We start from the raw sequence: 13,311 nt of genomic DNA on the forward strand, positions 1-13,311 counted from the left end.
ATGAGCCTCAATGATCCCATCGTACCCGTGGTGACCGAACCGGCGGTCGACGCCGAACCTGTGCTGGTGGCCGAGCCGCAGCCGTCGCTGGCGGCCGAAGGCCTGCCCTCGCGCTTTTGCTGTTTTGTTACCGGCACCGACACCGAAATCGGCAAGACGCTGGTCTCGGCCGCGATCCTGCATACGCTGGTGGCCGGCGGCGTGCGCGCCTGCGGCATGAAGCCGGTGGCCGCCGGCGCCACCATGCGCAACGGCGAACTGCATAACGACGACGCCGACATGCTGGTCGGCGAAAGCAGCGTGCACCTGCCGGTCAACATCACCACCCCGTACATGCTGCGCGAAGCCTGCGCGCCGCACATCGCCGCCAAGATCGATGGCGTGACCATCGAACCGGTGCCGATCATCGCCGCCTATGCCGAAATCGCGGCCGCCTCGGACGCCGTGGTGGTCGAGGGCGTGGGCGGTTTCCGGGTGCCGTTCTCGGACCATTTCGACAGTGCCCAGCTGGCCGAACAACTCAACCTGCCGGTGATCCTGGTGGTGGGTCTGCGCCTTGGCTGCATCAGCCATGCGCTGCTGACGGTCGAAGCGATTATCGCGCGCGGCCTGGTGCTGGCCGGCTGGGTCGTCAACGAGATCGATCCCGACATGCGCTTCGCCGACGAAAATGTCAAGGCGCTGGCGGAGCGCATCCCGGCGCGCCTGCTGGGGCGCATCCCGTACCTGGACCAGCCGAATGCTGCCGACGCGGCCAAATTTATTGATCTCGCGGGGCTGCCTGGCTGGCCGTCCGCGTGCGACTGAACCTGAAGGAACCATGATGTCCCAAACCCAAGCTGTCTCTTTCCACCCGCCCGCGGCCGCGATCACCCTGCCGGAAGCGGCCACCTGGCCTCTGGCGGACGTGCTGGCGCTGTTCGAGCTGCCGTTCAATGAACTGATGTTCCAGGCCCAGACGGTGCACCGCAAGCAGTTCCCGGCGGGCGACGTCGAACTGGCCACGCTGTTGTCGATCAAGACCGGCGGCTGCGAGGAAGACTGCAGCTACTGCCCGCAGGCGGCGCGCTACGACACCGGCGTCGAAGCCAAGAAGATCCTCGGCATCGAGACGGTGCTCGACGCGGCACGCCAGGCCAAGGCCAACGGCGCCACCCGCTTCTGCATGGGCGCCGCGTGGCGCAGCCCGAAAGAGCGCGACATGGAAAAGGTCGAAGAGATGGTGCGCGAAGTCAAGGCACTGGGCCTGGAAACGTGCGCCACCCTCGGCATGCTTGAGGAAGGCCAGGCCGACCGCCTGAAAGAAGCTGGCCTGGACTACTACAACCACAATCTGGACACGGCGCCCGAGTTCTACAGCAACGTGATCTCGACCCGCGAATACCAGGATCGCCTGGACACCCTGGGCCGCGTGCGCAACGCCGGCTTGAAGGTCTGCTGCGGCGGCATCGTCGGCATGGGCGAATCGCGCCTGCAGCGCGCCGGCCTGATTGCGCAACTGGCCAACCTGAATCCGTATCCGGAATCGGTGCCGGTCAATCACCTGGTGCAGGTCGAAGGCACGCCGCTGCACGGCATGGACCCGCTCGACCCGTTCGAATTCGTACGCACCATCGCGGTTGCCCGCATCACCATGCCAGAGGCGCGCGTACGCTTGTCGGCGGGGCGCCGCCAGATGGGCGAAGCGGTGCAGGCGATGTGCTTCCTGGCCGGCGCCAATTCGATTTTCTACGGCGACAAGCTGCTCACCACCGACAACCCGGAAGCCGAAGACGACCGCGTGCTGCTGGCCAAACTGGGCCTGGTGACGCGCGCATCGACCCTGGAATCGGCGCCCAAGGCCAGCTGCGGCGGCTGATCCACCTTTTAGAACAACATCGATCGAGACCCACGCATGTTCACAAAAATCCTCATCGCCAACCGTGGCGAAATCGCTTGCCGTGTAGCCGCTACCGCGCGCCGCATGGGCATCAGGACTGTCGCCGTGTACTCCGAGGCGGACGCGAACGCCAAGCATGTCGCGGTATGCGATGAAGCTGTGCTGATCGGCCCTGCCGCCGCCAAGGAAAGTTATCTGTGCGGCGACAAGATCATCGCCGTGGCGCTGGCCACCGGCGCTGAAGCGATCCACCCCGGCTATGGCTTTTTGTCGGAGAACGCGGAATTCGCCGACGCCTGCGCCGAAGTGGGCCTGGTGTTCATTGGCCCGCCGGGTTCGGCCATGCGTGCGATGGGTTCCAAGTCGGCTGCGAAGTCGCTGATGGAAAAGGCCAATGTGCCGCTGGTGCCTGGCTACCACGGTGACGAGCAGGACCCGGACTTTTTGCAGAAACAGGGCGACCGCATCGGCTACCCGGTACTGCTCAAGGCCAGTGCCGGTGGTGGCGGCAAGGGCATGCGCGTGATCGAAAAATCGGAAGACTTCAAGGCGGCACTGGCCTCGTGCAAGCGCGAGGCGATCAGCTCCTTCGGCGACGATAAGGTCCTCGCCGAAAAGTACCTTCTGCGTCCGCGTCATATCGAGATCCAGGTATTCGCCGACACCCATGGCAATTGCGTCTACCTGCACGAGCGCGATTGCTCGGTGCAGCGGCGCCACCAGAAGGTGCTGGAAGAAGCGCCGGCGCCGGGCATGTCGCCTGAGCGCCGCGCCGCCATGGGCGAGGCCGCGGTGGCCGCTGCCCGCGCGGTGGGTTACGTGGGCGCGGGCACGGTCGAATTCATCGCCAACCAGGATGGTTCGTTCTACTTCATGGAAATGAACACGCGCCTGCAGGTCGAGCACCCAGTGACCGAAATGATCACCGGGACCGACCTGGTGGAGTGGCAGCTGCGCGTGGCCAACGGCCAGCCGCTGCCGAAAAAGCAGGCCGAACTGGGCATCCACGGCCATGCGATCGAGGCGCGCATCTACGCCGAGAATCCTGAAAAGGGCTTCCTGCCGTCGATCGGCACCTTGCGCCATATGGATACGCCGGGCGCTGTGAGTTTTGAGCTGGGCGGAACGCCGGGCGGTTCGCCGGCGGCGGTGCGCATCGATTCCGGCGTGCGCGAAGGCGACGCCATTTCGCCGTTCTACGACCCGATGATCGCCAAGCTGATTGTCTGGGGCGCGGACCGCACGCAGGCGCTGGCGCGCATGTCGCAGGCGCTGGCCGAGTTCCAGATCGTTGGCCTGGCCACGAATATCGCCTTCCTCAAGCGCCTGGTCGAAGGCGCCGCATTCGCGACGGCCGATCTGGACACGGGCCTGATCGAGCGCAATGGGGACACCTTGTTCCCGCTGCCGAAAGCGGCGCCTGTCGGCGCGCTGGCGCTGGCCGCGGTGGCCTTGACCAGCGCCGAAAAGCAGGCGTCAATCGGGCAGTCGCACAATCGGGCAGACCCGTGGGGCAATGCGCTCGGCTGGCGCCTGAACAGCGCCTACCAGCGCCAGCTCTCGTTCACCGACGAGTATTCGGCGGCGAAGGAAGGCAAGGGGTACAACGTCGGCCTGACGTATCGCCCACATGGGTGGGATTTGACGGTCAATGGCATCGACGCCGAGCTGGCGGTCACGGCGCAGAATGGCGCCGAGCTGTCGATCACGCTTGGCGCGACCTCGATCCACGGCGCCGTGCGGGTTGACGGCGACACCTTCCACGTATTCACGGGCGGCCGCCACTTCGTGCTGGTCTATAACGACCCGATGGCGCATGCCGGCGAAGCCGAAGCCGCAGGCGGGCGCCTGACCGCGCCAATGCCGGGCAAAGTGGTGGCGGTACTCGCCACCAAAGGACAGCAAGTCAAGAAGGGCGACCCGCTCGTCATCATGGAAGCGATGAAGATGGAACATACCATCGGCGCACCAAGCGACGGGCTGGTGGAAGAAATTCTGTATCAGGTAGGAGACCAGGTCGCCGACGGCGCACCGCTGTTGGCATTCAAGGCAGCATAAAAACCAGAAAAGCATAGTGGAGACAAGCATGCGCATTCTTCTACATCGAGCCGACGGCGTCACCGAGCCGTGGGTCCGCGATTTCGCCAGCGTGCTGCCCCAGGCCGAGGTGGTGCTCTGGCAGGAGGGCGTGCCCTGCGCGCCTTGCGATTACGCCGTTCTGTGGTCGCCACCGGCGGCGCTGCTCGACCACCTGGCCAAGGTCAAGGCGATTTTCCTGACCGGCGCCGGCGTGGACGCCATTCTCAAGTTCGGCGACGCGCTGCCGCCGGTGCCCATCATTCGCCTGGGCGACGCCGGCATGGCGATCCAGATGGCCGAGTACGTAGCCCATGCGGTGCTGCGCTACTACCGCCGCTTCGACGAATACGAACGCCAGGCGCGGCGTGGCGTTTGGTCGCCGCTGCCGCAGTTCGACAAGGCGCAGTTCACGGTCGGCGTAATGGGCATGGGGATGCTGGGACGGCGCGTGCTCGACTCGCTGGCCCACTTTGGTTTTCCGCTGCGGGGCTGGAGCCGCAGCCAGAAGGACATCGATGGCGTCACCTGTTTTTCGGGCGACGACGGCCTCGATGAATTCTTGCGCGGTACGCGGGTGCTGGTGTGCATGCTGCCGCTCACCCACGACACCACCAACCTGCTGGCGCGCGCCAATCTGTCCAAGCTGCCCGAAGGGGCGTATGTGGTCAACGTGGCGCGCGGCGCGCACGTGGCCGAGCCGGATTTGCTGACTCTGATCCGTGCGGGCCACATCGCCGGCGCCACGCTCGACGTATTCCGCAACGAGCCGCTGCCCGGGCCGCACCCGTTCTGGGACGAGCCGCGCATCACCATCACGCCGCATATCTCGGCGCTGACCTTGCGCAGCGAAAGCGTGGCGCAGATCGCCGGCAAGATCGGCGCGCTCGAACGCGGCGAGCCGGTGGCCGACATGGTCGACCGCGCACGCGGGTATTAACGCGCATGTATTCACATTTCGAACAAGGAACCGACATGAGCACCCTGCCGCAGAAAGTCAAGATCGTTGAAGTCGGGCCGCGCGACGGCCTGCAAAACGAGAAGGAGTCGGTCAGCGCCGCCGTCAAGATCGAGCTGGTCGACAGCCTCTCGCGCGCCGGCTTCGCCAACATCGAAGCGGCGTCGTTTGTGTCGCCCAAGTGGGTGCCGCAGATGGCGACCAGCACCGAGGTGATGGCCGGGATCACGCGCCGTACCGGCACCATTTATTCGGCGCTCACGCCGAATATGCAGGGCTTCGATGCCGCGCTGGCCGCCAAAGCCGACGAAGTTGTCATCTTCGGCTCGGCCTCGGAAGCGTTCTCGCAAACGAACATCAACTGCTCGATCGCCGAATCGATTGCGCGTTTCGAGAGCGTGGCCAAGGCGGCCAAGGATCATGGCCTGCGCCTGCGCGGGAGCATCAGCTGCGCGTTCGGCTGCCCGTACCAGGGCGAGGTGCCGCTCGACGCCGTGGCGGACGTGGTGGGCCGCATGCGCGAGCTGGGATGCGACGAGATCGACATCGCCGATACCATCGGCGTATCGACCGCGCGCAAGACGCAGGCGGTGATGCTGCGCGCGGCGCAGGAGTTTCATCTGGACCGGATCTCGGGGCACTTTCACGACACGTACGGGCAGGCGCTGGCCAATATCTACGCCAGCCTGGAAGTGGGTGTGTCGATCTTTCATTCGTCGGTGTCGGGCCTGGGCGGATGCCCGTACGCCAAGGGTGCGACAGGGAATGTGGCGACCGAGGATGTGCTGTACCTGATGCAGGGTCTTGGCATCGAGACCGGGATCGATCTCGATATGGTGGTCGATGCGGGGCAGTTCATTTCGCAGCACCTGGGGCGCAAGGGTTCCAGCCGCGCGGGCAATGCGCTTGCGGCCAAGCGCGCCAGCTGATTCACACCCGTAAGTTTAAAACCGAGTTTGCTTGCGGATCGAAGGTGCCTTGGATTCCCGCCTGCGCGGGAATGACGGTCTTGAGGGTACGGGTACTAAGACTAAGACCGGCTGTGGGCGATGAAGTCGCGCAGGAAGGCGATGAACATTCCCACCTTGGCCGGCAGATGGCGCGTGTTCGGATAGACCGCGTACACGCCCTGTTCGGGCAACGCATACCCGGGCAGTAGCCTTAGCAGACGTCCTGCAGCCAAATCCTCTTGCACCAGCCACTCAGGCAAAATCGCCACGCCGGCACCGGCCAGCGCGAAGCTGCGCATGCCGGCGGCGTTGTCGGTGACGATGCGCTGGCGTGGATGCGTGGTGGCGACGATCTCGCCGCTGGCCGTGTGCGTCCAGCTTAACGGTCCTTCAAAACGCGTGTGGAAGATGCCATCGAGTGCTTGCAGCTCTTGCGGCGTAGCGGGCGCCTGGTGGCGTTCGAGGTACGCGGCACTGGCGACGGGCACAGTGGCGAAGCGCTCCATCAGCGCCGCCCGATACGTCGAGTCGCGCAGGCTGCCAAGACGCAGGGCCAGGTCGAAGCGGTCCGATACCAGATCCGCCAGACCGGGCGAGGCCGAAAAATCCACTTTCAATCCTTCGTGCCGCTGCGCGAACGCGGCCAGCGCGGGCACCACCATGTGCGCGCCGTATTCGGCGGTCGAGGTCACGCGCAAGGTGCCCGTCAATGCCGCATGGCTGCTGCGGGCGGCGTCGATCGCGGCCTCGGCCTGCGACAGCACCTGCACGCAGCTGTCGAAGAAACGCTGGCCGGCGTCGGTGAGGGCGATACGGCGCGTGGTGCGGGTCAGCAGCGACACGCCGAGCTCGCCTTCGAGCCGCTTCAGGTTGAAGCTCAGCATGGCCTTGGTGACGTCGAGGCTGGCCGCGGCCTTCGTGAACGAACCGGTCTCGACGATAGCAACGAACATCTGCAGCCGGTTCAGGTTCAGCATAAATAGGCAATCGATTGTCAATTCAATTTGACAGTGTATTACGGTTACCGCTGTTTTTCTTCCTGTGCCGCACTCCTATAATGGCTTATCACTTAAGCAAAGGAGAGCTGCATGCCCCATCCCATCATCAACCTCGATCAGCTGGCGCTGCAAGACTTGCCGCCGCAATATGCAGCCACTGGCCCGGCTGCCGAACGGTTTGCGCCGCGCATGGCCATGATTGGCGAACTGATCGGCATGCGCGCGCTGGGCTGCAACCTGACCGTGCTGGCGCCGGGCAAGCGCGCCTTCCCTTTTCATAACCACAGAGTGAACGAAGAGGTGTTCATCGTTGTCGAAGGGTGTGGAACGATCAGGATCGGGGCCGCGAGCTATCCGCTGCGGCAGGGGGACATTGTTGCCTGTCCGGCGGGCGGGCAGGAGACGGCACATCAAATCATCAATACGGGGGAAGTGGAGTTGCGCTACCTGGCGCTGAGTACGAACAAATCACCGGAAGTGGTGGAATTTCCCGATTCGGGGAAGTATGCGACACTGCTGCTCGATGCAGGCGGCGGTGCAAACACCTTGCCACAACGGACAGTGGGCCACATTGGCCAATCGGTCGACTACTGGGAAGGAGAATGATGCTGCAAGAGAGAACTACGAGAGGGAGATATGACAGGCTGACGAGGTCTTTTTCGTCAGCCTGCATAAGAAATACTGGTCGGAGTACAAGGATTCGAACCTTGGACCCCCTGGTCCCAAACCAGGTGCGCTACCGGACTGCGCCACACTCCGAGGACCAGAATAATAACGGACGGAATTAACTTGGTCAAGGGTCAGTATGATTTTTTCGCGTTTTTCTGCAAAATAGATGAATTTTTATGCACCTGCACACGGTCAAACCGTTAGCGACCGGGTGTTGTTCCGGGTCGGTGCCGGCATCGCCATTTCGATCGCTGTGCATGGACTACTGCTGTTCGCGTATCGGCAGGGACTGATGCCGTCGTGGCGGCAGGATGCCGAGGTGCCGCGCGAGGCGCTGGTGGTGAGGTTGCGCGCGCCGGAGCCGGCGCCGCTGGCCGAGCCTGAGCTGGCGCCCAAGGTGACACCACAGCCGAAACCGAAGCCTGCGATGAAACCCGAGCCGGCCACGACCGAACAAGCCGAGCCGACACCAAAGACGCACACGGCGAGGGTCCGGCAAACGCCGGCGGAGAGCATTACAGCGCACGACGTAATCGCGTTGCCGGAGAAGGAAGCGGATGCACCGGAGGCGTTCACCGTGGCGCCACCATCAGGGGCGCCGCAGTTCGATCCAGACGCGGCGCGCAAGTTTGCACGCGAGATCGCCACCAAGCCGGATGCGGCGCGCGCGGGGATGGCCGTGGCGCAGATTCCGCCCAAGCCATACGCGACCGAAACCAAGGCGGCGCGGCTCATCGCGGGGGCCAAGCGGCGCGACTGCAAGGATGGGATTCCGGGCGGATTGCTGGCGCCACTCGTTCTGCTGCTCGATAAGAAGGATAGTGGGTGCAAGTGGTAAGCGACCGGCAAGCCTGCATTCCCACCGCCTACGATGCTCATCGTGCCGCCTGCCGGCCCGGGTAACAGCTGGCCGGCGGAGACACCAGGCGCAGGCCTGGCCGTCACTGCTTATTTAAGACGCAGCTTCAGTTCCTGCGATGCCTGCTCGAGCGCGCTGCGGGTACCCGGCAAAGTCGCCAGCGCGTTGAGCAGCCCGAAGTCGTGGATCATGCCGTTGTAGCGCACGCTCTTGACCTCCACACCAGCCGCGTCGAGCTTGCGGGCATACGCTTCGCCTTCATCGCGCAGCACGTCGAATTCCGCAGTCTGGATCAGCGTCGGCGGCAGGCCTTGCAGTTGCGCGCTGGTCGCTTGCAGGGGCGATGCGTAGATTTCCTTGCGGGCGCCGGCGTCCTTGGTGTAGTGGTCCCAGAACCAGACCATCAGGTCGCGGGTCAAAAAGTGACCGTCGGCGAACTGCTTGTACGACGGCGTATCGAAGTTCGCATCGGTCACGGGCCACATCAGCACCTGGGCGCGCAGCTTGGGTGCACCCTGATCCTTGGCCATCAGGCTGACCACCGCCGCCATGTTGCCGCCCACGCTGTTGCCGGCCACCGCCAGGCGCTTGCCGTCGACGTTGATCGCATCGCCGTTCTCGGCCACCCAGCGGGTCGCCGCATACGCTTGCTTGACCGCCACCCCGTAGCCCGCTTCGGGCGACGGCGTGTAGTTGACGAACACCGCCGCCGCGCCGGAGCCGGCCACCAGGTCGCGCACCAGGCGCTCGTGGGTCGGATAGTCGCCCAGCACCCAGCCGCCGCCGTGGAAGAACATGAAAGCCGGGATCTTGCCCTTGGCCCCTGCCGGGAGCACGATGGTCAGCTGGACCGGCTTGCCGTCGAGGGTGACGGTTTTTTGGCTCACATCGGCCGGCGCCAGCGCCACCTTGCTGCCCGCCTGCGCCCCGACCAGCACGGCGCGCGCTTCTTCCGGCGTCATCTGGTTGAGCGGCTTGCCGCCTTCGATCGCTTTCAGAAATTGCGCGGTGTTGCGTTCGACGCCGGGGAGGCTGGCCGCGTGGGCGGTCGACAGCGAGGCGGCGAGCAGGGTCAGGGCGAGGGTGGCTTTCATGATGGTTCCTTTTTAGTTGATGTCTATTAAGTAGTAAGCTATATATTGGATCGGATTACTTGGCCTGGGCTGCGTCTTCGATCAGGCGGGCAACGGCAGCCGGGTTCGAGGTCATCACGACGTGCGAAGCGCCCTTGATTTCAACGGTTTTGCGCGACTTGGCGCGTTCGGCCATGAAGCCGAGGGCGGCGGCCGGAATGTTCTTGTCGCCGGTGCCGTAGATGAAGTACGACGGCAGGTTCTTCCAGGCCGGGGCGCCGGACGCTTCGGTCAGCGCGGCTTCGGCGATCGGGCGCTGGGCTACTGCCATCAGCTGGGCATCGGCTTTCGGTACATCAGCGGCGAACTGCTGGTGAAACTTGTCCTGCTGGATGTAGAAGTCCTTGCCGCCGCCGGCGATGGCGACCGGTTCGGCCAGCGCCTGGCCCAGGGTGCCGCCGGGGAAGCGGCCGGACAGTTCGAGCGCCGTCTCGCCCTGGTCGGGAGCGAAAGCCGCTACATAAACCAGGCTTTTCACGTTCGGGTTGCCGTTGGCGGCGGTCGAGATCACGGCGCCGCCGTAGGAGTGACCGACCAGCACCACCGGGCCCTTGACGCTCTTGACGATATCGGACACCACGGCGGCGTCGCCTTTGACGCTGCGCAGCGGGTTGGCCGCGCCGATCACGCTGTAGCCATCGGCGCGCAGCTTGGCGGCCACGCCGTTCCAGCTGCCGGCGTCGGCAAAGGCGCCGTGCACCAGGATGACAGTCGGCTTGACGGTGGCGACCGACGCTGGCGCGGCCAGTGCCGGGGTGGCTGCCGCGGCGGCGGTGATCGACAGGGCGAGGGCGATGGTGTTGATGGCTTTCATGGTGGTTCCTTTTAAGAGATTAAAGTTAGTTAGCGATTATATAGTGCGCTACATTTTTACTCGGCCGGGGCAGGCGGTGACTGTCCGCCCCGGCTTGTCAGGTGCTACGTGTTCTTGTTCAGATTACTGCGCAGTACGTCGAGCTGCTGCTTGATGCTGACGACCTGGTCCAACTCACAACCAACGGCGCACAACAGCTGCGACGGAAATTTCTTCGCATCTTCCCGCAGAAGGCTCCCTGCTTCGGTCAGCGAGATGATCACCTGGCGTTCATCGCTGGCGGCGCGGATGCGGGTCAGCAGTTCAGCCTGTTCCATCCGCTTGAGCAGGGGAGTCAGGGTTGCCGAGTCCAGGAACAGGCGCTCGCCAATTTCCGACACCGTCAACTCATTCTGTTCCCACAGCACCATCAACACCAGGTACTGCGAGTACGTCAACCCGAGCTTGCGCAGCAACTTGCGGTACAGCTTGCTCATCGCCAGGGAAGTCGAGTACAGCGAGAAGCACAACTGGCCATCGAGCTGGGGGACTTCGTTATTCGGTGTTTGTTTGTCGTCCATGTGAAGAAGTATAAGTAGTGCACTATCGAATAGCAAGCGATTTTTAAAATCTTTTTACTTGCCGAACTTTGCTTCGCTGCCAGCACGCGAGCTGCCCCGCGCCAGCCGCCGGGCATAGTCCCCCGATACGACTTGCACGGCGGATGGTGCGAAGCAGCCCGCGTCCCGCTTGGACAATGGAGATGACGCAAAAGTGCGATTGACGCAGATCAGTCTTGCTGGCCTTTGATCTCGAGCGCGCGGTCGTACAGGGCATTCTTCTTGCGCCCGGTAATTTGCGCCGTCAGGTTGGCGGCCTGCTTGACCGAACACTCAGCCAGCAGGATATTCAGGATGCGCTCGGCCTCGGCTTCCTCGGCATCGCCCTCGGCCTGTGCGCCTTCGAGCAGCACCACGTACTCGCCCTTTTCGCGGTGCGCGTCGGCCTTGACCCATTCCAGCGCCTCCGACAAGGGACAGCGGTGGATTTCTTCGAACAGCTTGGTCAGCTCGCGCGCGAACACCACCTGGCGCGCCGGCTCGAACACGCCGGTCAACGCTTCCACACAATCAAGAATGCGGTGCGGCGCTTCGTAGAACACCATGGTCGCGCCGACCGTCAGCAGTTTTTGCAGGACGGTTTCGCGCTGCTTGGCCTTGGCCGGCAAGAAGCCCACAAAATAGAACTGGTCGTTGACCAAACCGCTGGCCGACAGCGCCGTCACCGCCGCCGAGGCGCCCGGCACCGGCACCACGCGCAAGCCGGCGCTGCGCACCGCGTCGACGATGCGCGCCCCCGGGTCGGACACGCCCGGCGTGCCCGCATCCGACACCAGCGCGATGCGCTCGCCGGCCTGCAGGCGCGCGATCAGCTTGTCGGCCACTTCGCGTTCATTGTGCTGGTGCGCGGCGATCATCGGGCGCGACAGGCCGAAGCGGGTCAGCAGGTTGCCGGTGTTGCGGGTGTCCTCGCAGGCGACCGCGTCGACCAGCGAGAGCACGTGCAAAGCGCGCACGCTGATGTCGGTGACGTTGCCGATGGGAGTAGCCACGATATACAGGGTTGCTGTAGGATAGGACTGATGCGCCGCCTCGCCGATGACGGGAAGCTGAGCGATCGGAGTGGTCTGGAATTCTGTCATTTGGGAGTGGTAATGCTGATTAAAAGTCTGAAGGGCCTGTTCGCCGTTAGCGCGCTCGCGATGCTGAGTGCCTGCAGCACGCCCTGCGACAGGCCGGGGGGATTGTGCGCGCCTATCGAGCCAAACACAAGTGTCGTGCCGGCGCAGCCGCGCGCGCCCGAGATCCAGGAACCGGTCGTGCCGGAAGCCGAGGTTGAAACCATGCCGGTCGACGCGCCTCCGGGAGCCGTGGCCGCCAACCCGCGCGCGGCGGACTTGCCTGCCCCGGTGCCGGCCGCCGGCCCGGCCACCCGCATCGGCCTGCTGCTGCCGACCCGTTCCGATGGACTCGGTCCGCCGGCAGGCGCCTTGCGCGCCGGTTTCATGGCCGCCTACGAACGCGACCGCAGCGGATTCGTGGTCAACCTGATCGAAACCGGCGACAGCCCGCAGGAAGTGCTGGCCGCCTACACCGAGGCGCTGGGGCAGAACGATATCGTGGTCGGTCCTTTGGCGCGCTCGGCGGTAAGCGCCATCGCGGCCGCCGGCGTGGGGGTGAGCAAGCCGACCCTGGCCCTGAACCATCCGGAAGGACGCGCCACCCACGCGGCCCTGCCGCACAATATGCTGGTCATGGGCCTGTCGATCGAAGACGAAGCACGCCAGGTGGCGCAGTGGGCCGCCAGCGAGCATCCGGGCGCGCGTGCGCTGGTCGTGTCCGGCGCAAATGCCTGGCAGCGCCGCATCGCCAGTGCGTTCGCGGCCCAGTGGAAGCAGCTGGGCAACCAGTCGCAGACCGTGGAACTGGCGGCCTCGAACGGCTACCTGAGCGAATCGGGCATTTACCAGCTGAAAGGCCGGGTCGATACCGAGATGCCGACCCTGCTGTTTACCGCGCTCGACGCCGACCAGCTGCGCCAGGTGCGCGCCTCGCTCGGCAGCAACGTGCCGGTCTACGGCACCTCGTCGGTCAATCCGGGCACGGAACCGGGCACCGCGCTGGCCGAACTGGACGGCGTGCGCCTGCTCGACCTGCCGTGGGAAGTGCAGCCCGACCATCCCGCGGTGATGGTATATCCGCGCTGGAACGCCAGCCGCCGCACGCTCGACCTCGACCGCCTGTATGCACTGGGCATCGATGCCTTCCGCGTGGCGCGCGAAATCACCCTGCACCCCGGCGCGTCGTTCACCATGGATGGGGTGACGGGCAAGCTGTCGGTCAGCTTCGGCAACGGTCCGGCGCGCTTCGAGCGGGTCCAGCCGACCGCGGTGTATCAGGGCGGCAGCTTCAAGCCGTCTGACAGCGTGAACTGAC

At 64.7% G+C, this 13,311-nt stretch carries 13 protein-coding genes and 1 tRNA gene; 8 read left to right on the plus strand and 6 right to left on the minus strand.

Features of this window, described 5'->3' with window-relative positions:
- Genes bioD through CR152_RS01340 form a run of 5 tightly spaced genes read left to right on the plus strand, consistent with a single transcriptional unit; the run spans position 1 to position 5,842 of the window.
- Positions 1-807: a dethiobiotin synthase gene (gene bioD, locus CR152_RS01320; protein ID WP_099873099.1), complete on the plus strand. Its 807-nt coding sequence runs from the start codon at positions 1-3 to the stop codon at positions 805-807.
- A 16-nt stretch (positions 808-823) separates the two neighbouring features.
- Complete coding sequence (bioB, locus tag CR152_RS01325) at positions 824-1,858, plus strand: biotin synthase BioB (protein WP_099873101.1); 1,035 nt, start codon at positions 824-826, stop codon at positions 1,856-1,858.
- A gap of 36 nt (positions 1,859-1,894) precedes the next feature.
- Positions 1,895-3,937 carry an acetyl/propionyl/methylcrotonyl-CoA carboxylase subunit alpha gene (locus CR152_RS01330; protein WP_099873102.1) on the plus strand — a complete coding sequence of 681 codons (2,043 nt, stop codon included), beginning with the start codon at positions 1,895-1,897 and terminating at the stop codon, positions 3,935-3,937.
- 28 nt (positions 3,938-3,965) lie between these two features.
- A complete protein-coding gene (locus CR152_RS01335) occupies positions 3,966-4,895 on the plus strand; it encodes a 2-hydroxyacid dehydrogenase (protein WP_099873104.1) in 930 nt (309 codons plus the stop codon).
- A gap of 35 nt (positions 4,896-4,930) precedes the next feature.
- Positions 4,931-5,842: a hydroxymethylglutaryl-CoA lyase gene (locus tag CR152_RS01340; RefSeq protein WP_099873105.1), complete on the plus strand. Its 912-nt coding sequence runs from the start codon at positions 4,931-4,933 to the stop codon at positions 5,840-5,842.
- 101 nt (positions 5,843-5,943) lie between these two features.
- On the opposite strand, the gene CR152_RS01345 is transcribed toward CR152_RS01340, so the two are convergent.
- Positions 5,944-6,840 carry a LysR family transcriptional regulator gene (locus tag CR152_RS01345; protein ID WP_099873108.1) on the minus strand — a complete coding sequence of 299 codons (897 nt, stop codon included), beginning with the start codon at positions 6,838-6,840 and terminating at the stop codon, positions 5,944-5,946.
- 111 nt (positions 6,841-6,951) lie between these two features.
- On the opposite strand from CR152_RS01345, the gene CR152_RS01350 reads away from it, so the two are divergent.
- Positions 6,952-7,467, plus strand: coding sequence for a cupin domain-containing protein (locus tag CR152_RS01350; RefSeq protein WP_099873110.1), 516 nt, complete (start codon positions 6,952-6,954; stop codon positions 7,465-7,467).
- 76 nt (positions 7,468-7,543) lie between these two features.
- Here CR152_RS01350 and CR152_RS01355 read toward each other — a convergent pair.
- Positions 7,544-7,620 (minus strand) — tRNA-Pro (locus CR152_RS01355).
- Between the two features lie 76 nt (positions 7,621-7,696).
- On the opposite strand from CR152_RS01355, the gene CR152_RS01360 reads away from it, so the two are divergent.
- Positions 7,697-8,368: a hypothetical protein gene (locus CR152_RS01360; RefSeq protein ID WP_157778276.1), complete on the plus strand. Its 672-nt coding sequence runs from the start codon at positions 7,697-7,699 to the stop codon at positions 8,366-8,368.
- 110 nt (positions 8,369-8,478) lie between these two features.
- Here the strand turns inward: CR152_RS01360 and CR152_RS01365 are convergent, their stop codons facing one another.
- From CR152_RS01365 to rsmI, 4 genes are all read right to left on the minus strand, one after another.
- A complete protein-coding gene (locus CR152_RS01365; RefSeq protein ID WP_099873114.1) occupies positions 8,479-9,483 on the minus strand; it encodes an alpha/beta hydrolase in 1,005 nt (334 codons plus the stop codon).
- A gap of 55 nt (positions 9,484-9,538) precedes the next feature.
- On the minus strand, positions 9,539-10,336 hold the full coding sequence (locus CR152_RS01370) for an alpha/beta fold hydrolase (RefSeq protein ID WP_099873116.1): 798 nt from the start codon (positions 10,334-10,336) through the stop codon (positions 9,539-9,541).
- Positions 10,337-10,440: 104 nt separating this feature from the next.
- Positions 10,441-10,896: a MarR family winged helix-turn-helix transcriptional regulator gene (locus CR152_RS01375; protein WP_099873118.1), complete on the minus strand. Its 456-nt coding sequence runs from the start codon at positions 10,894-10,896 to the stop codon at positions 10,441-10,443.
- 209 nt (positions 10,897-11,105) lie between these two features.
- The gene (rsmI, locus tag CR152_RS01380) at positions 11,106-12,017 is read right to left on the minus strand and encodes a 16S rRNA (cytidine(1402)-2'-O)-methyltransferase (RefSeq protein ID WP_099873119.1); all 912 of its coding nucleotides are present in this window, start codon (positions 12,015-12,017) and stop codon (positions 11,106-11,108) included.
- A gap of 12 nt (positions 12,018-12,029) precedes the next feature.
- Here rsmI and CR152_RS01385 point away from each other — a divergent pair, with 12 nt between their 5' ends.
- A complete protein-coding gene (locus CR152_RS01385) occupies positions 12,030-13,310 on the plus strand; it encodes a penicillin-binding protein activator (RefSeq protein WP_167399861.1) in 1,281 nt (426 codons plus the stop codon).
- Position 13,311: the final 1 nt, after the last annotated feature.

It is taken from the genome of Massilia violaceinigra (genome assembly GCF_002752675.1).
GTDB classification, from domain to species: domain Bacteria; phylum Pseudomonadota; class Gammaproteobacteria; order Burkholderiales; family Burkholderiaceae_D; genus Telluria_A; species Telluria_A violaceinigra.

Excerpts from the sequence above, each read along its gene's own strand:
- bioD (WP_099873099.1), top strand. The coding sequence starts at position 1 with ATGAGCCTCAATGATCCCATCGTACCCGTGGTGACCGAACCGGCGGTC.
- bioB (WP_099873101.1), top strand. The coding sequence starts at position 824 with ATGTCCCAAACCCAAGCTGTCTCTTTCCACCCGCCCGCGGCCGCGATC.
- CR152_RS01330 (WP_099873102.1), top strand. The coding sequence starts at position 1,895 with ATGTTCACAAAAATCCTCATCGCCAACCGTGGCGAAATCGCTTGCCGT.
- CR152_RS01335 (WP_099873104.1), top strand. The coding sequence starts at position 3,966 with ATGCGCATTCTTCTACATCGAGCCGACGGCGTCACCGAGCCGTGGGTC.
- CR152_RS01340 (WP_099873105.1), top strand. The coding sequence starts at position 4,931 with ATGAGCACCCTGCCGCAGAAAGTCAAGATCGTTGAAGTCGGGCCGCGC.
- CR152_RS01345 (WP_099873108.1), bottom strand. The coding sequence starts at position 6,840 with ATGCTGAACCTGAACCGGCTGCAGATGTTCGTTGCTATCGTCGAGACC.
- CR152_RS01350 (WP_099873110.1), top strand. The coding sequence starts at position 6,952 with ATGCCCCATCCCATCATCAACCTCGATCAGCTGGCGCTGCAAGACTTG.
- CR152_RS01360 (WP_157778276.1), top strand. The coding sequence starts at position 7,697 with ATGAATTTTTATGCACCTGCACACGGTCAAACCGTTAGCGACCGGGTG.
- CR152_RS01365 (WP_099873114.1), bottom strand. The coding sequence starts at position 9,483 with ATGAAAGCCACCCTCGCCCTGACCCTGCTCGCCGCCTCGCTGTCGACC.
- CR152_RS01370 (WP_099873116.1), bottom strand. The coding sequence starts at position 10,336 with ATGAAAGCCATCAACACCATCGCCCTCGCCCTGTCGATCACCGCCGCC.
- CR152_RS01375 (WP_099873118.1), bottom strand. The coding sequence starts at position 10,896 with ATGGACGACAAACAAACACCGAATAACGAAGTCCCCCAGCTCGATGGC.
- rsmI (WP_099873119.1), bottom strand. The coding sequence starts at position 12,017 with ATGACAGAATTCCAGACCACTCCGATCGCTCAGCTTCCCGTCATCGGC.
- CR152_RS01385 (WP_167399861.1), top strand. The coding sequence starts at position 12,030 with ATGCTGATTAAAAGTCTGAAGGGCCTGTTCGCCGTTAGCGCGCTCGCG.